The following is a 15,601-nucleotide window of genomic DNA, read 5'->3' as shown; positions in this document are numbered from 1 at the left end:
TCCAATCAGCTGTATTCGATAACTTCGAAATAAACTAAAATTCGACCGTAATAGTCGTTATCACTAACCGGGGTGTCAGAAATATATACTCTAACCGTTGTTGCGTTTTCCAGATAAACTACGGGGTGTGTTTTGTATGGTTCAATGGTACTGTTCATCTGAGGATTCAGGCTAATTCCCGTAACATTAACCGACGTTTTGTCGAAGCTTACCGCTGGTATCGTTATTCTAATGTCATAAAGTCTGTTAGGGTTTAACCATACGGGAAGATCCGCCACATATCTCGTCACTCTTTTCACGCCACCAACTCCTTTCCACGTTACCCCATTATCAGCCGAGTATTCCAGGACATCACCGTTTATACGGAGTCTGAGATTAGCGGTTGCACTACTTGCAGCAGCCGCTAAATCATAAGCAGCCTTGACCGCACTCGGTGTTGCAGCCTGGTCCGTGGCCGTACTGCTCGTAGATGTATTAAGCTGCACTATACCGCGAGTTTGCGTCGTGGCACTCGGTAGGTCAGAGGCGGGATGAGTGTGCGATTTTTGAGCTGCATAACTATTGGTGTAGTTTTTCGCTGTCTGCACAGCCTCATTAATCTGCGTTTGAGTTTCCTGCTTATATTGTTCAAAGGCTTCTTTGGGAACGACACCATTTCCGGCAGGGTCGGAACGGATGCTTTCCACCTGCGCGGCCAACTCCCGGTCATTCTCGTATAACGTCGTTATCGGGATATTCAGCACGTCCGCATGCCCCTGATCCGTGGGAACAAATTTACGTGGCTCTTTGATGGACATTCGTGGATTCCTCCTTGTCAGTAGATATCGTCAATCTCAAATATAAACTCCATGTCGGCGTCCTTGACCTTGTTGGTCATCGTGCGAATCGCGGTGAATTTTCCTTCCGTATCCACGAGGGCCAGTTCATTAATGATGGCCCCGGCCAGTTCGTTCTCGGCTAGAGAACAGATGTACCGAATTGTAGCAGGAGCGATGAACTCATAGCTGGAGATGTCCTTCACAAGGAGTTGATTCTTCAGCGCCTGCTCCGTCCCATCAAGCGGAATCGGCTTGCCCTCTGCATCTACGCCACCGCTTCCGAAAGCCATCTTAACCACTTTCGTCAGTGCTGTCCCTTCCGCCCTTGCACGGGCCATTTGTTCACGGGCGTAAGCCGTTGTGACGGTCAATATTTGGTCAGCCATGTGCTACCTCCTATACCTCAAGTATCTTTTCCTGGGAGCTCAACAGGCGGCTGCCATCCAGCGGCACGCTGCCATCCAGCAGCCAATAGTTTTGCCGGGCCTTAACGACGCCATCTTGCTTATTTTGAATACGGTGCGATGTCCGGATTTCCAAACGTTGTCGGTTCCGCTGCCTCTCACCTGTCCAACCGGACAAGCTGACCGTACCATCAAGCTGCTGCATCCCATCCCAATACCAGGGCTTGCCGCCGAAAAAGCGGACGCGGCTGCGGAGATGTACCCGATAGCGCTGGCTGTAGACATGCCGGAAGTCTGTTCTTATAGCCGGCACAGCCCTGTTGATGTGGACTGGGCGCATATATTCGAAATCAGCAAACAAACTACCGAAATCCAACTCCGCGTCAATCGAGTAAATGAACCTAATAGTCCGGGCTGAGAAGTCATCCTGTACGTCAATCAGTTTGCCGTATCTGCTGCCAAGCGATCGTAAGGTAGCCAAAGTAAACGGTAATTTCGACAGCTTCTTGCGTCGTATTGCTTCCCGGCGCTGCTCATATGTTCCGATCTGTTGCCCGTGAAGGTACATCCATTCCCACAGCGGGAGTGCCCAGGTTGCCCGCTGCAGCAGAAACTGATTGCTCAGGTCATCGATTGTACTACCGCGGTCATTGATCTCAAGCTCCATAACGCCAAAATGCCGCTCGGCCATGTCGATCTCGTACATGTACGGCGGCAGCATTTCCCGGTATCGCAGAGGAATCATGTTAGAACCACCTCAACCTGCAGAATAGATGTCTTCGGCAGTTCGACATCATCTGTTGTCCCGTTTAATGTCAGGCTGTCGTAGTCCTCAACACCATTAACTAGCAGTAAAGCCCCCACGTAGTTATACATGAGCTTTGAACGCCCTTCAGCATACTCCAAAATCCGCTTACGAATCGGTTCAATCAATTCCTTTCGTTCAAGGTTCGTAACAAGCTGAGCTTCAATGGTCAGTTTAAAGATAGGTGCAGGATGAACAGCCAGGTCATGGCCGGCAATTCGCCGGTCCTCCCACATTTTGGCCTTAACCTTCTCGGCAAATTCTTCGGTTACGGGATTCCCCTGCAGGTCAGTCAAATATAAATCAATAGACACATCACTACGTGCCTTTTCCACAGCCACAGCGCCGCCCACGCCTTCGATCTGTTTGGCCCACATTTCATAGTCCTTCCGGCGCCCGCTGCCTTCTTCGGCAAATTTCTGTTCAAGCATGCGGAGCCGCAAAGCGTTATCGTCTTCCCCTTCCTTCCGCGTCATCCCTTCACCCCAAACATGGGCGTCCAAAAATTCGTTGTCGGCCCAGATGGGAAAAGCCTGCAGAAAACCATACATCCATAGCTCCTGCTGCTCCGCATACTCCATTGCAATCGGATACCACAAATCATAAAAATATTCCCCCGGGTCCATTGGTGGAGGCGGTAGGCCGCGTTCCTGGGCTAGGGAAATTGCACGATTGACCCAGCGCCGGTAAATTTCCTCCGGCGTCTCCTGCAGGATGGGGATGGCTGGGAACGCTGGTAGGTCAGTCAATTTAATCGTCATATACTAATGTCCTCCTCCAATTCGGCTGTTCCCGCCAATCCGGTCAATTTGATGACTAAATGCAGGTTCTGACCTTCCCGGACAAGTTCCTGAACTTCGGCCTTCTGGATTTCAACATGAGCCGTCAGGGCTTCTTCGATATCGCGGGAGATCTCTTCATCTGTCCAGTTCTTCCATTCGGATTTTTCGACTCCTACATCCCCGTCATACACCACGTATTGGAAGCGCTCAGTGTTAAGAATTTTCAGGGCCGTCTGTGTGAGGAACTCAGCATAGGACGCTGTGCGTTTCGGCGTGCCGTCATCATTAGTGACAAGCTGCCTGGTGCGGTAATCAATGACATACGTCCATTTGGATGCTGACGGGACGGATTCGACCAGGTCAACCTCGTCCAGCCCCTCCAGATCGACGGGATCAGGGAACAAGCTTTCGTCCTCAGACACCTAAGCCCACATCCTTTCCGTGTACGTAGTAGCGCTGGCCGGACAGCCTTGAAACAATGAGCCTGTCCCCCGGCTGAAGGGGACTGGGAATAATCAGCTTGCCGCGCAGGATCGAGCGAGGCGTTTGCTTGTATTCGGATCCGCTCTCATACTCAATGCCGTCGGCAAGCACGCCGTCGACACTTCCCTTTGCTTCGTCGTCTTCCACGTATTCGGACACGACAAAATCGGCAACCACTTCTCGGTCCTGCAGGTATTCCGCGAAGACCAGCTTGTCAGCCGTATATGGGACGGAATCGCCATCCACTTCAATACTGGGACTGCCCGGCCAGCTCAGCAAGGTTGCTCGCTCCGTATCTCGGGCGTCAATATGGTCTTTAGTCTTCTCCCGAAGCAGTCTCACTGCATTATTCAGCACCGCTACTCCCTCCTTTCCAGATCCATCTGCAGTGTGTACATACCGTTTTTGTACGTGGTCTCGACGCTTTCGACAATCCACTTTGATACGTTTCCCGTGTTTATTAGAACCAGCCAGCCGGCGCGCAGGCCGGCCAGCTTGTGGTCGGAGTGTCTTACTTTGATCTTCTTGATCTGCTTGGGGGAGGACAAAGCCTTTAGCCTCTGCTCGGCGACCTGATCCGGCTTCTCATCCTCTTCCACTTCGATGATCTCCTGCATACGGCCCAAAGACTTCACATTGCCGGCGTTGGTCTTAGTGACGGAGGAAACAAGCTTGTCATCCTTGTATTTCTCGGCGGTGACCACCGTGTATGTCTCTTCGATGCTGTATCCGGAAGTGCTAGATTCCATCTGCTCCGGCACAAAAATAGGGACCGTTGAATTGGTCCCCTCCCTCACCACCTGCAGATAGAAGCTTTGATCCGTTCGCACCGTGTCCACATGGTATCGGTAGCCGCTTCGCTCATATGCTTTTTGCAGCACGTCCAAGACCAAGTCGGAATACGTCATGGTGCCGTACCGTTCATCCAAGCTAAAACCAAATGATGGGCAGCGGAAATCTACGCCAGTGGATTGGATATACTTCTGCAGCTCCGCCCCGGCCTCACCCTTAAGATATGGCCGTGTACCTTTGTTTTTACTCAAATACCAGCCGATCTCCCGGGCGTCGATCTCCCAAGAGTCCGAAAATTCGTCCTTCTCATATTTGACGATTGGCCCGTGGAAAAACTGGTTTTTAGCGTGCAGCAGCGCCCCTTGCACACGCTGCGAAAAGCACATCAGCATACCGGCTACCTTAAGCCCCTCACCTCCCCGTAGCCGGACCGTGGCGCTGCGGGCGATCTCGTCCCGGGCTGATGACCAAGATATCTCCTCGATCGCATCGGTGATAGATTGGCGCGCGCTCTCTTTGCCATATACAACTCCAAAGCCTGCCATGACTATTTCCCTTTCGCACTGTTGTTCTTTTCTTCAATGCGCTTCTTCTGTGAGATGTAATCAAAATCGCCTTTGGCGTTCGCCTTCGCCGCCTTCTCGGCTGCGGCCTTGGCCTTGGCGTCTTTGCTTTTTTGATTTTTTTTATCCTCTTTATTCGTCGTATTGGGGCGAGACTTCGCCGCCTTCGTTATGATAACCCCGGGCTTAAGCAGCTGCTTGGAATTGCTGTAGGAAACGATCTTGACCGGCTTGTATTCAACCAGTGTGAAATTGACGTGAAGATTACCCTGACCGTCTTTATACGTCAGGTCCATTCCTTCTAGCAGCATGGTTTGTGAAAACAGCTCCTCAAAATTGAGGATAATCGGCTTTGCCTTCCATTCCTCCAGCAGCTTCCAAGTTATTTCGGGGCTCTTATACGTGACGGTTTGCTTCTCCGACGTTTCCCAGATCTCCTCCCACCCCCGAGGCAGGATGGCCGTGAAAGAAACCCGCTTCGCTTTGGAAACGGGATTTCCGGTACGTTCCTGCCCCGTGACTACAGTGAACGTCTCCACTTCATTTCCGGATGTGATCTGAATTTCGGCCGGGGTGATCGGAAACGTGAGCCGGATAGCTCCTTGTGATAGCGCCAGCATGGTTTATCCCCCCGTCTCCAGTACTTTGTACAATTCTTCGCCGAACACCCGCCGGATCAACGCGCGGCCCTCTGGGCTGGTCAGCATTTGGGCAAACTGCGTAAAATCCGTGATGCCCTTCGCCAGGTCCCCGAAATCTATGTTGATACTGCCGATCGTCACGGTTCCGGGAGTTTTTGACGGTGCCATATTCAGCGATTGAGCCACGGGGATGCTGCTGCCTGCGGTCAAGCCTTGAGGCCCTTCGATTCCTTGGACCCCTTGACGTATCGAACCGGCAATGAGACTCATGCGTCGCTGGATCGGTTCCGGACGCAGGCCACCTGCGAACATGGAAACAAAGTTTCCGGCCCACGTGTCCGAATCACTGGCTGGCCCCTTTTTGGTCGGTGAATGGAATCCAAGGAAATCCCCGATGATGCCCGCTGCATCCGTTACAGCAGAAGTCAGGGAAGTGAATTTGCTGCGAATCCCGCTGACCATCATATCAATGAGATTGCTGCCCCAGCTGACTCCCTGACCAGCAATGTTCTTGAGGTTCGTCAAATGTTGGCGCGTTTCCTCCGCTGCTTGTTTGGACGAGCCCCCAATGCCCAAAAGCTGCTTACCTGCGCTGATTGCACCCAGGGCAATTTCTTTCGTCGCACCAGTAGCCAAACCACCAAGGACGCTCGCCTGCTTACCAGCTTCCCCTACAACGGAACCAATACTTTTAAAGCCCTGGATAGCCGTGTCTACCCCGGTCACTTTCAAAGCCGCGGACACACCACTTTTCATCTTCTGACCAACTGGTCCGTCGAGGGCGCCCTTCACAGCGCCAACAATTCCTTTCTCACCGAGATCTTTCGCAAATTGCTTGACCTGGGTTTGAGCAGCCGGCGGAAGGATGCTCATGGCCACATTTGCAGCTTTGCCGGCGAATGCCGTGGCTTTGTCCTTCCCACCCTGGAACGTTTCCGAAATATTTTTTCCCATTGTGGTAAAGGTGTTTTTGGCAGAATCAATGAGATTTGATGCTCCCTCTACGACCTTGCGCGTCAGCCCGCTTTCATCCGCCATCCTTCCAAGCTTTTCGCCGACCCAGCTGCCTGCAGCAGCTCCGACGGCGGTGCCAACCGGTCCAAGAAATGACCCAATCGCTCCGCCTGCAATGCCGCCTGCTGTGGAGCCGACCATGCTGCCGCCACTGGTTGCCAGCCCTTCTTTTAAGCCGCCTTGTTTGGACGCTTGATAAAGATCGTAAGCGCTCATGCCGACAGTAGCGATCGTACCAGCGATACCGGCAGCCTTTGCAACTGGCTTAAGGTACTTCGCTCCTTTTCCAAGCGCGCCGCCAACTTTCCCCATCCAGCCCCCACGAGGCGGGATGGGTGGTTCAGGCGGTGGCGTTGGTGGAGTAGGCCGCCGGAAACGCCAGGGGTTTTCCCGCGTCCCAATACGTGGATTCGGGTTAGGTGGATTCGGATTACCGGCGCCTCCTGGACGGCGAATACGGATACTACCCCGGCCACCACCAGCGCCACCGCGCCGGCCCCTTCTTCGACGAGAACCGCCATCGTTGCCGAATCCCCCGCCGGAAACCGGTCCATTTACGTAAACCACTCTTGCATTTATGGTCATTGATGAAGCAGAGCGCAGGCCTCCTAAGCTTCCACCGTCCGAGTTCGGATTACTACGTCCCCAATCTCGGCGAATGCCTCGTCCTCCCATACGATCCCTGATCCGCTGCGCACGCTGCGCCGGGGTCTCCGCTCCGGGATCAGACGGTTGGGAAGAACCTCCGCGAAGCCAGTTCCAGGCGGATTTTATTCCCTTCCCAGCTGCGCTGCCTTTACCACCGACCCATTTGGCAGCACTCATCATGTCTTTGTTTAACTGCTTAATGCCTTTTGTGAGGCCGACTATCCCTTTAATAGCCGCCACGGCCGCCAGCCCCATTAGTGCCGTATTAATGACCGTCATGTGGTCCTTGTAAAATCCAACTGCTGTTGTCACTGCGTTGGTTACGCCAGTTCCAAAAGCCTCTATTTCGTCCTTGTTCTCGACTAGCAGGTCGTTAAACTCTTTAAGCGCTGGCAATGCTGCTGTCGTAAGATTGATGCCGATGTCTTGTAACTGCAGGCTGATTTCCGCTTGCGTTTGTCTGATCGGTGTCATCGGATCAGCAGCTTGTTGCGCCGCGATCAGTCGGTCGAGAGTTCCTCGCATGTCAGGTGCTTTTTGAAATGCCACACCGTATGTTTTTAAAATTGCATCGGCATTATCTTCTGCCGCACCCGACCCTAACATTGTAAGTGACTGCTTCAATTTATTCCTATCCTGACTAGCAAGATCGGCAAGTAATGCAGCAACAGCCCCCTGAGCTCTTTGCTTCTCGCCCGAGTTAATATCTGCTGTAAATGCTTGGGCTTGTCGCTGTGCTTCATCTTTACCAAAACCACGTGTTTCAAAATAAGAGGCCATGTCACCAGTGTTCAATGCTTTTACACCAAACGTCTCTTTAAAAAAATCTGCAGGTTTATCAAAATTAAATGCCCCTTCCTGAACACTTCGGCTCAGAAAGTTGGAAAACTGATCAGAACCCAACCCTAAGCTAGCAAAGTAAGGGCTGTACTCCCAATAGGTATCAGCCAAATCGCGTTGACGATCCCCTACTGCCTCATAGGCATACGCCATACTATCCCCAATTTGCGTTGGCGATTCCTTAAAAACATTAGTGCTCTGTACGATCGCACGATCAGCTTCTTCCATCCCTAGATCTGGATGAATCATTTGAAGTTTTGCAGAAGCACTCAGCGCTTCTGCAGCTTGCGATTTATCAGAAATCATAGGTGCAATGTCCGCAAGGTTTCCAGCACCTGTCGCACGATCCGGTACAATCCCTTGGGCGAACAACTGGTCATTCAGTGCCAGTGCCTTGTTACGTTCTTCAGCAGGCAGATACGGAGCACTCCGTGCAGCCTCACGACTGTAGTCCATGACACCGCCGAACATTGAATCAGCAATGCTACCACCGATGACGATGCCCCCAGCTGCGGCGGCCAATGCCCCAATTTTTCCAGAAATGTCGTCAATGAGCGGGCTGATCTCGTCGTCCGCTTGTAACCGCACCTTGGAATCAGACATGCCTCTGATTTGGCTGTCAGCACGGTCTGCAGAGCGGCGAAGATCATCCGCTCCAGCCCGGGCGCGCCGGAAAGGGTCATCCACTTGGATCCGTCCAAGTCTCCGTAGATCATTGGCCGCGCCATTTATCCGTCGTCCAAAATCGTCAACAGATTCGCGGGCTCGACGGCTGCTGGAAACAAAGTCGTCAAACATACTGCCGGATCGGCGCCGGAACTCCATAAGGTCATCCGAAGCGCCCTGGATCAATGTCCGCATCTGCCGCAACGCGCCGGATAGCAGATCGCGTGCTTCAAAAGGCACAGTCACTTTTGCTGTGTTTGCTATGTCATTCACCCCCTATCTTTTCAGACGTTCCAGTTCTTCCTGGGCGAGTTGGCTTGCAGCTAGGCAGAAATAATACTGCCGTTCTCGATTTACCTCGTATGGCAGTACGTCAGCCGGGAGCCGCTTTTGGTTAATCCAAAAGTGAGCTACCCAGCTGGCCTCCCCGTCCCGCTTGATTAGTTTTTTGCTTCTTTAAGCAGTGCATCCTTGGTCTCCTGAAAATTCCGGACAGCTTTACTCAAAACCGCATAATGATCAGGGTTATGAAACATCCGCGGCGGCAGCTCGTTTTTGTTGATGCAGTTATAAGCTTTCAGAAGCTCTTTGTTGTTCCAGTCGAAATCGTGCTCTGTGGCCTTTACGATCATAGCGTCGATCTCATTGAACGACTCTTTGGGAGTTCCGTCATCGTTGAATGCCACATCATAGCAACGACGAATGTCCATCGTGGTCAGACGACGCACAGACCACTTGTCCCCATCGACCTCCACTTCAATCTGTTCAGGCTTTGCTGCGGCCGTACCAGCCGCCAAATATTTTTGCAATTTATCGCTCATGATTTTTGCCTCCAAGTTTTTATTTTTTTGTAAAGAAAAAAGGGACGCCGAGCGCCCCACTAAGCCATGTAATCCGGGAATTTCTCAACAAAATCGAAATCCGTGGCTGTGCCGGAAAGAGTAATGTCAATGCCGTTCGTGGCATCGATTTGGGCCACCAAGATGTCCATTTCATCGTGGATGTGAATGCCGGTGATTAGCACCCGCTCCACATTCCCAGTGATTTTGTCCTCGAGGGAACCAGTTATCCGCTCCAGAAACATCGTTTTCCCCGCTTTGAAGTCATCCAACAACCGGTACCGCAGCCGTGATTCGAGCTTAGACATAACCAGCTTGACGGGAATCTCATACCCAACGATCTGTTTGGTCTTCGTCATACGACGGGCTCGGACGATATCCAACGTCTCAGGCGTCAGCTTTACCTCAACTTCCTTAATGGTCTGGATTTCATCACCATTATCGTCCTGGATGGACAGGTTGCGGCCAATAAGTTCACGTTCCATCTATTTATTGCACCTCCCAGTCAATGTAGAAGAGCTCGATAGCGTCGAGAGGCTTGGCGCCCAACGAGAAATATGCATAGTCAAAGTCGCTTGTCTTGGTGGTGCTTTCGGCAAAACTATACGTGTCTGCGATTGCCTTCTGCTGTGCGCGAATTTTGAGGTATTCCAGCACAGCGGCAACAAACATGCCGCGGCCCTCTTTATCGTTATCCAGTTTGGCCTTCCATTTCTTCGACGCCTCGTAGATGTCGTTCAGAATCTGGTCAATCGTCGCAGACACGCGGATCTTCCCAAAATCCTCCCGCTCGTTTGCCCCGATGGTGGAAAGCGTGTTGATAGCCTGCTCTATGATGTAATCGTAGCCGTCTCGCGTGGCCATGAGAGTCCCTTCGGCCAGGCCCTTAAGAATTTCAGATTGACTCCAATCTACCTTGGCCATCTTCATTGGCACCTTCACGCCGGTGAAGGACTTATTGGCAGGCGTACCAGCCACCAGGCCTGCCACCCACGCAGCCCACTCCACGGACGTGTACGTCTTGCCGTTGGTGTGCGTCCCGGCCAACGAACAGTTGATAATGAAGCGGGCGTTCATTGCCCGGCTGCGGGCATTGTGCTTTTCAATGTCTGCGTCTTCTGCTGCCGGTCCCCCAATGACCAAAGTCGCAAGCTTCTTACCCTTATTCCGGCGATCCAGAAGCCATTGTTTAGCCGCAGCCTGGACTGCTGGATCGGTTGCCGACAAGTAAATCGTGTCAAACGTCAGGCCGTACACCCGGTTAAATATGCGGTTCCAGTCGGCCGCAGCGAGCACAGCCGTACCAGAAGTGCCGCCGGCCAGCTTCGTGTACCCCACGTCTTCCCAGGCTACGTCCCCAACAGCTTTGAAACGGACCATGGCCGACTTTTGCAGAGCATCGACAGCAGCGGCTTTGTCGGCCACAAGGTAAGTCTCCGTGTCATAAACGCCTTTAGAATCCCGGATGATGATTTCCTTTTTAGTCTCATCAACCAGAGCCGTGCGGATCATGTACTCAAAATCGTTGCCGCGTGTACCTGGGTACCGCGCCTCAATGGTGTAACTGTCAGCCACGGTCGCAGCAGCAGTCTTTTCTTCCCCGCTTGTGACCCGGTACCCTACGACAGTCGCTCCAGATTCGGCGGCCAGCTCCAACACATCCACAAGCAGCCCCGATTCCTTCAGTCGCTCAGACGTGTCCGCCATGTCTACCGCCTGATTCGGCGCTCCCCATTCGGCCTGGTAAGGCACAAGCACCCTACCTGTTTTCGCCACTACACGAGCCCTAGCTTTGACCAGGAGCTCAACATAACCGCCGGGGCGTTGTCTTTCAATCGACATTCTCTGTTCCCTCCTTCGTTTTTTTTACCTGCTGTTTGCCTGCAGGCTGCTCCTGCTTTGCCGGCCGCCGATAGGCATCCAACCGCCGCTGTACTTCCTGCTGGCTCAACAGGTCATCAGGCTTGCAATCAAAAAGAGCGCCGGCAATCTCGTAGGGCTCTGCCCTAACAGCCGCGGCGCTCTCGATCCACTCCTGCTTATTCCGTTTGTTCAAGTCTTCGCTCATGCGTCGATTTCCTCCCCATTATGAGCAATGTAAAAATGATTGATCTTTTGTATTGGCTCCCCGTCCTCCCGAACCAACGATTTCGGTACATGCAGTAAATACGAGTACCGAAAGGTCACTTCCGCCCGGTCATTCCCCGAGCGGATCCGCGGGGGCTCAATGACAAGGGCAACGCCGAAACGCCGGGAAGCCACATTGTACCGTTGCTGGCGCAGATACAGGAAAAACGGATTGAGGTCGAACGGGATCGGCTCCCCTTCATTCGCCCCCTCTATGCGCTCCTTATCAAAATGGAACACAAGCCCTACGTCCTCAATGATGCGGTCAGAACGCGGGGTATGAACCTTATCCGATACCATATCCGTCTCAATAAAAACGGACGGCCGTTCAAAATTGCCTGCCTGCCACTGCGCCCGGTCCCGAAGGACAGGGAGATCCGGATACACCCGCTTCACAATTTCTGCCCACGCCTTTACTCCGACATCCATCATCGTCCCAACATCCTTTCCAGTTCGCGTTCCAGCCGCTGCATGATAAATTCGTTCATCCCGCCCCGGAAATTGTCTGTGGCGATATCTAAGTAGCGCCTGCCAATGAAGGACCGCGGCTTGGCCAGGAAGCCAGTCTTGGCCGATGGATCATACTCAAATCTGCCATTTTTCCAAACACCAGGAACAAAGTGGGCCTTCTCGATCGTATAACCGTCATTCAGATATTTGGCGTAAGGCAGGTTGGAACCGACCTCAAGGACTAGGGAATTGCGATCCACGTCCCATTCCCATACGTTTCCGTCTTCCCCGCGAGAAAATGAACCCCATAGCGTGCCTGTGTCGATCAAATTTTGCTGCCCTATCTCGTCAATGATCAGGTTCAGCAGCGCTTCTCCGGCCGCCTCTGCGATGTTTCGCAGGATGCGCTCTATTCCATCGTTCGCCAGCTGCCGGAAGCGCCGGGCAAGCCCGTCAAAATCATGCACGTTCACTGCCCTTCACCTCACAAGTCACCAGTATTTCGCGCCAGTAACGGCGCGGGATAGAGTCAATGACCAGGTAACGGCGCCCAGCAAGTACTACCTCATCGCTGAACTGGACATCTGCTTTTTTGGGGACGCCGATTGTCTTTTTGACAATGTATATGACGGGCTTTTCATCCGTCTTTTCAGATGTCTCCGTCTTGATCACGAAGCACTTCAGGTCACCGACCTTGCCGCTTTTACGGTCACTAAATAGATCATCGCCGTTGTCACCTTCACCTTGCTTGCTGCCCACCCGGTACAACGCCAGCGGTGTTTTAAATCGATGATTCATAGCACATACGCCGTGACGTTACCCGTTTCCGGCCCCTCCTGCTTCTTGACCCACAGAAACAGGATCGCATCCACGTCCGGGTTACCCGTGGTCTTTCCTGCGATGGCCTGCCGGGTGTACGTCCAGGCTCCGTCACTTTCGGAAGCATAATTCCGGGCAACTGCTGCCAGGTACTCCTCGCTATCCTGTAGAGCCAGACCTTCGGCCAGCTTGACCCATGCCAGCATTAGCCGCGGGTCTACCTCCGCTGGGAAGGGTACGGGCAGATACAACTCGATGCGTACCTGTGCGTCATCAATGTATTGCTGCAGCAGCTCCGGCGCTGCCTCTTGGATAGGGGTTACGCGGCTACGCTGTTGGAGAATTGTTGGTGTCAGCATCATTACCGCCAACTCCCTCCGACTTTCCTGAATCACCTCCAGGTGGCGTGTTGCCGCCTTGCAATGCAGCTAACAGCTCCGCCTTCTTCATATCCGCGAAACCTTCAACACCCGCCGCTTTGGCCTTGTCCTTGAGCTGCGGTACGGTCAAGTCCTCCAAAGGAATGACCTTCTTCTCGTTAATCTCAAAGTCCTTGAGTTCCCGAAATTTCTTTACAATAGCTTCGCCTTCAACCAGCACGGGCACTCTTGGTTCAAAGCGGATGCCATACAGTGTGAGAGAGGCGTTCGTCCCCCGAAATGTGATATACGGCATCAGAATTCAACCCCTTCCACGAACGCGACGGCGGCCGGCTCTTCAAAGATTGCATCGAAGTCCGAGTGAATAGCATAGAAGCGTTTGTCCGCATAGATAGCTTCCTTGCCTTCGGTCGTTTTACGAATCTGCATGTCGTAAGTGTGGACCATAACAAAGTTGGGATGATACGTGAACAGAATCGCACCTTCCGGCATACTCCAGACTTCTTCGACATCATAGGAATTGACTTTCTTCACACCACCGGTTATTTGCAGTTGGATCGACGCGCTGGTATCTTTCTCAGCTAGCTTTTGCAGACGCTTGGAGTAGGTATTCGGATGCATGAAGTATTTAAATGTTCCACCGGACCGGTAGCGTGTTGCAATAGACCGCTCCACTTCAAATAGTATGCCTTTCTTCTGAGAGTCCGTGAGCTTCGTCCAATCGAGGTAGTTGCCCGTGGTACGTGCAAGCTTAAGCCATCCGTCATTGATTTTCAGGAACTCGTAATCCGGATCGGTATTTGGCGTTGCAGTATCCCCGTTGAAGCCAATGTCCTGCATATTTTCGCCATAGTTCCGTGCCATTGCCGCCATGATAATTTCCTCGGCGTTTTGATTACGAACCCGCTGCGTTTGCCGGATGAATTCCTCCGTGATCTCGAAGGGCAATACCACTGGCTCAACAGCATAGGGAACCTGCGGAAATTGTGGCGTAGCAGTATTGCTGGCCATCACATTTTCTTTCTTGCTACGCAGATTCCGACCCGTTACGCCGATTTTGTCGATGGTGCCTTTGGCGCTGATCCGATTAACATGCCGAATACCTTGCAAAAAATTGTTGGACTCATACGCCATGGTCGTAAAAGCATCAACTTGCTCATAATTAAGTGCAGTATTGTCCAACGAGGTTACGATGGTAGATTTTTGAATATTGCCCTTAACGAGTTGACCATTTGTTTTCATAAAGTGCTAATCCTCCTTCGATTAAAGCAGATTGGCGAAACTTACTCTGCCATCCGATTTTTGAATACCTTCGTCCTGATCGCCGCCCTGAGCGGAGCCGCCGCGGCTGTTCTTGACCACCTGCACATCATTGGCCAGCGCTTGCAGTTGCTCATTCAGCGGTTCAAGCGCCTTGGCGATGGCATCGGTCAGAGCATCAGGCTGCGAATATTCACCGCCCGCCGGATCCGTATCAGTTCCTTCACCCTTTTTAAGCTCTGTAACCTCGGCCGAAAGGTCCTTCACCTGTTTAGCGATAGGCTCCACGGCAGCTTGTACAGCTTTTGCAATATCCTCAGCTTTCAAATCTTCTTCCTCCTCTTGCTCCCCATCCTTGGCAGGAGCCGTTTTATTTTTGAGCTCGGTCAGCGCCGCAATAGCGTCATCGATGTGTTTCATATTGCTGTTTGAAATTTTCTTGCCGGCCTTGGCGATCTGTTCCGGCGGCTTGCCGATGGCCTTCACGATGTCCTCCTGGATCAGCACTTCCTGGGCAATCGTCACAAAATCCTGCAGGGCTTCCCGGATCACTTCCGGATCGGTTTCCATGCCACTGTCCCAAGAGTCCCAATTAAAAAGGACCGAATTCAATGCATCCTGGGCTGCCCAGAATTCCCGCTTCGGTCGGTTTTTATTGTATTTGTCAGCGACGGTGCCCTTCTCGATGATTCCGAGAGCCTTAGCGATTCGATGGAGGAGTCCTTTGGAAACTTCCTCATCCCCGTCTTCTTCGATCTCTTCCCGCTTGCCAACGCCCCACATACTAAAGCCGGTGATCTCACCTTTCTTTATTGCATCCCAAGTGTCATCGTCTGTGACCTTCACCCCGGCCACCCAAGAGCCTTTTGCGATGACCTGATCGCCGATCTCCATATCACACGGAGCGATATATGATTCCACCACATACCCCTTGTCTGCCTGAAGATCATGCTGCTTATCGATATTGTAGGTATGCTGGTTCTCCATAAAGAGATGAGCGGCTTTTTCGATTTCCTCGGCACTCATCTGGTCGTCATGGGCATCCGGCGTATCCGGCTGGTACACCACGCCGATGACAATTCTCTTCTCATCATCGACCTTCGCGATCTGCACCTGCTTCTGTATTGCATTTTTCCCGACAGCTTTGATAATGGCAAACGGTACGCCATTGGCACCTTTATCTACAAGCGACAGGTGCGTGATTTTAGCATCCTTCAATTGAAATCCCATAAGTTCAGTTCACCCCCCTTCCGGATTGAGTGCATAACAA

20 protein-coding genes are annotated in these 15,601 nt (G+C 52.4%); all 20 read right to left on the bottom strand.

All coding sequences use genetic code 11. The features are described from left to right. Nucleotides 1-5 precede the first annotated feature (5 nt). Nucleotides 6-797, bottom strand: coding sequence for a phage tail protein (locus tag NYE69_RS07035; protein ID WP_340925433.1), 792 nt, complete (start codon nt 795-797; stop codon nt 6-8). A 17-nt stretch (nt 798-814) separates the two neighbouring features. Beyond that, nucleotides 815-1,204, bottom strand: a complete 390-nt coding sequence (locus tag NYE69_RS07030; RefSeq protein WP_340925431.1) for a phage tail-collar fiber domain-containing protein — start codon at nt 1,202-1,204, stop codon at nt 815-817. Between the two features lie 10 nt (nt 1,205-1,214). Beyond that, nucleotides 1,215-1,967 carry a putative phage tail protein gene (locus tag NYE69_RS07025; protein ID WP_340925429.1) on the bottom strand — a complete coding sequence of 251 codons (753 nt, stop codon included), beginning with the start codon at nt 1,965-1,967 and terminating at the stop codon, nt 1,215-1,217. After that, nucleotides 1,964-2,788, bottom strand: a complete 825-nt coding sequence (locus tag NYE69_RS07020) for a baseplate J/gp47 family protein (RefSeq protein WP_340925427.1) — start codon at nt 2,786-2,788, stop codon at nt 1,964-1,966. The genes NYE69_RS07025 and NYE69_RS07020 overlap by 4 nt, the downstream gene beginning before the upstream one ends. Further along, nucleotides 2,785-3,231, bottom strand: a complete 447-nt coding sequence (locus tag NYE69_RS07015; protein ID WP_340925425.1) for a DUF2634 domain-containing protein — start codon at nt 3,229-3,231, stop codon at nt 2,785-2,787. The genes NYE69_RS07020 and NYE69_RS07015 overlap by 4 nt, the downstream gene beginning before the upstream one ends. After that, entirely contained in the window at nt 3,224-3,649 is a 426-nt protein-coding gene (locus tag NYE69_RS07010) for a hypothetical protein (RefSeq protein WP_340925423.1), read from the bottom strand. Before NYE69_RS07010 ends, NYE69_RS07015 begins: the two co-directional genes overlap by 8 nt. 2 nt (nt 3,650-3,651) lie before the next feature. Beyond that, on the bottom strand, nt 3,652-4,629 hold the full coding sequence (locus tag NYE69_RS07005; protein ID WP_340925421.1) for an XkdQ/YqbQ family protein: 978 nt from the start codon (nt 4,627-4,629) through the stop codon (nt 3,652-3,654). Between the two features lie 2 nt (nt 4,630-4,631). Then, on the bottom strand, nt 4,632-5,267 hold the full coding sequence (locus NYE69_RS07000) for a hypothetical protein (protein WP_340925420.1): 636 nt from the start codon (nt 5,265-5,267) through the stop codon (nt 4,632-4,634). Nucleotides 5,268-5,270: 3 nt separating this feature from the next. Further along, on the bottom strand, nt 5,271-8,729 hold the full coding sequence (locus NYE69_RS06995; RefSeq protein WP_340925418.1) for a tail tape measure protein: 3,459 nt from the start codon (nt 8,727-8,729) through the stop codon (nt 5,271-5,273). Nucleotides 8,730-8,896: 167 nt separating this feature from the next. Further along, nucleotides 8,897-9,277 carry a hypothetical protein gene (locus NYE69_RS06990; RefSeq protein ID WP_251588384.1) on the bottom strand — a complete coding sequence of 127 codons (381 nt, stop codon included), beginning with the start codon at nt 9,275-9,277 and terminating at the stop codon, nt 8,897-8,899. A 59-nt stretch (nt 9,278-9,336) separates the two neighbouring features. After that, complete coding sequence (locus NYE69_RS06985) at nt 9,337-9,780, bottom strand: phage tail tube protein (protein ID WP_340925416.1); 444 nt, start codon at nt 9,778-9,780, stop codon at nt 9,337-9,339. Nucleotides 9,781-9,784: 4 nt separating this feature from the next. Continuing rightward, entirely contained in the window at nt 9,785-11,137 is a 1,353-nt protein-coding gene (locus NYE69_RS06980) for a phage tail sheath subtilisin-like domain-containing protein (protein WP_340925415.1), read from the bottom strand. Then, nucleotides 11,127-11,363 (bottom strand): hypothetical protein, encoded by a 237-nt coding sequence (locus tag NYE69_RS06975; protein ID WP_340925414.1) that lies wholly within the window; start codon nt 11,361-11,363, stop codon nt 11,127-11,129. Before NYE69_RS06975 ends, NYE69_RS06980 begins: the two co-directional genes overlap by 11 nt. Then, nucleotides 11,360-11,854 (bottom strand): hypothetical protein, encoded by a 495-nt coding sequence (locus NYE69_RS06970; protein ID WP_340925413.1) that lies wholly within the window; start codon nt 11,852-11,854, stop codon nt 11,360-11,362. Before NYE69_RS06970 ends, NYE69_RS06975 begins: the two co-directional genes overlap by 4 nt. After that, complete coding sequence (locus tag NYE69_RS06965) at nt 11,851-12,345, bottom strand: HK97 gp10 family phage protein (RefSeq protein ID WP_340925412.1); 495 nt, start codon at nt 12,343-12,345, stop codon at nt 11,851-11,853. The genes NYE69_RS06970 and NYE69_RS06965 overlap by 4 nt, the downstream gene beginning before the upstream one ends. Further along, nucleotides 12,332-12,670 carry a hypothetical protein gene (locus NYE69_RS06960; protein ID WP_340925411.1) on the bottom strand — a complete coding sequence of 113 codons (339 nt, stop codon included), beginning with the start codon at nt 12,668-12,670 and terminating at the stop codon, nt 12,332-12,334. Before NYE69_RS06960 ends, NYE69_RS06965 begins: the two co-directional genes overlap by 14 nt. Further along, complete coding sequence (locus tag NYE69_RS06955; RefSeq protein WP_340925410.1) at nt 12,667-13,053, bottom strand: hypothetical protein; 387 nt, start codon at nt 13,051-13,053, stop codon at nt 12,667-12,669. The genes NYE69_RS06960 and NYE69_RS06955 overlap by 4 nt, the downstream gene beginning before the upstream one ends. Next, a complete protein-coding gene (locus NYE69_RS06950) occupies nt 13,019-13,366 on the bottom strand; it encodes a Rho termination factor N-terminal domain-containing protein (RefSeq protein ID WP_340925409.1) in 348 nt (115 codons plus the stop codon). The genes NYE69_RS06955 and NYE69_RS06950 overlap by 35 nt, the downstream gene beginning before the upstream one ends. Beyond that, the gene (locus tag NYE69_RS06945; protein ID WP_340925408.1) at nt 13,366-14,313 is read right to left on the bottom strand and encodes a major capsid protein; all 948 of its coding nucleotides are present in this window, start codon (nt 14,311-14,313) and stop codon (nt 13,366-13,368) included. The genes NYE69_RS06950 and NYE69_RS06945 overlap by 1 nt, the downstream gene beginning before the upstream one ends. Before the next feature lie 21 nt (nt 14,314-14,334). Beyond that, nucleotides 14,335-15,561 (bottom strand): XkdF-like putative serine protease domain-containing protein, encoded by a 1,227-nt coding sequence (locus tag NYE69_RS06940; protein WP_340925407.1) that lies wholly within the window; start codon nt 15,559-15,561, stop codon nt 14,335-14,337. Nucleotides 15,562-15,601: the final 40 nt, after the last annotated feature.

Source organism: Paenibacillus sp. FSL R5-0527 (genome assembly GCF_038008055.1).
In the GTDB taxonomy this organism is placed as follows: Bacteria; Bacillota; Bacilli; order Paenibacillales; family Paenibacillaceae; genus Fontibacillus; species Fontibacillus macerans.
Note: the sequence above shows the minus strand (reverse complement) of the source record. Positions and strands in the feature narration are given on the sequence as shown.

Bases quoted from the DNA above. Each gene is read 5' to 3' on its own strand.
- NYE69_RS06940 (WP_340925407.1), bottom strand. From the start codon at position 15,561: ATGGGATTTCAATTGAAGGATGCTAAAATCACGCACCTGTCGCTTGTA.
- NYE69_RS07000 (WP_340925420.1), bottom strand. From the start codon at position 5,267: ATGCTGGCGCTATCACAAGGAGCTATCCGGCTCACGTTTCCGATCACC.
- NYE69_RS07025 (WP_340925429.1), bottom strand. From the start codon at position 1,967: ATGATTCCTCTGCGATACCGGGAAATGCTGCCGCCGTACATGTACGAG.
- NYE69_RS06945 (WP_340925408.1), bottom strand. From the start codon at position 14,313: ATGAAAACAAATGGTCAACTCGTTAAGGGCAATATTCAAAAATCTACC.
- NYE69_RS06975 (WP_340925414.1), bottom strand. From the start codon at position 11,363: ATGAGCGAAGACTTGAACAAACGGAATAAGCAGGAGTGGATCGAGAGC.
- NYE69_RS07005 (WP_340925421.1), bottom strand. From the start codon at position 4,629: ATGGCAGGCTTTGGAGTTGTATATGGCAAAGAGAGCGCGCGCCAATCT.
- NYE69_RS06960 (WP_340925411.1), bottom strand. From the start codon at position 12,670: ATGAATCATCGATTTAAAACACCGCTGGCGTTGTACCGGGTGGGCAGC.
- NYE69_RS06950 (WP_340925409.1), bottom strand. From the start codon at position 13,366: ATGCCGTATATCACATTTCGGGGGACGAACGCCTCTCTCACACTGTAT.
- NYE69_RS06980 (WP_340925415.1), bottom strand. From the start codon at position 11,137: ATGTCGATTGAAAGACAACGCCCCGGCGGTTATGTTGAGCTCCTGGTC.
- NYE69_RS06955 (WP_340925410.1), bottom strand. From the start codon at position 13,053: ATGATGCTGACACCAACAATTCTCCAACAGCGTAGCCGCGTAACCCCT.
- NYE69_RS06970 (WP_340925413.1), bottom strand. From the start codon at position 11,854: ATGATGGATGTCGGAGTAAAGGCGTGGGCAGAAATTGTGAAGCGGGTG.
- NYE69_RS07020 (WP_340925427.1), bottom strand. From the start codon at position 2,788: ATGACGATTAAATTGACTGACCTACCAGCGTTCCCAGCCATCCCCATC.
- NYE69_RS07030 (WP_340925431.1), bottom strand. From the start codon at position 1,204: ATGGCTGACCAAATATTGACCGTCACAACGGCTTACGCCCGTGAACAA.
- NYE69_RS06985 (WP_340925416.1), bottom strand. From the start codon at position 9,780: ATGGAACGTGAACTTATTGGCCGCAACCTGTCCATCCAGGACGATAAT.
- NYE69_RS06990 (WP_251588384.1), bottom strand. From the start codon at position 9,277: ATGAGCGATAAATTGCAAAAATATTTGGCGGCTGGTACGGCCGCAGCA.
- NYE69_RS07035 (WP_340925433.1), bottom strand. From the start codon at position 797: ATGTCCATCAAAGAGCCACGTAAATTTGTTCCCACGGATCAGGGGCAT.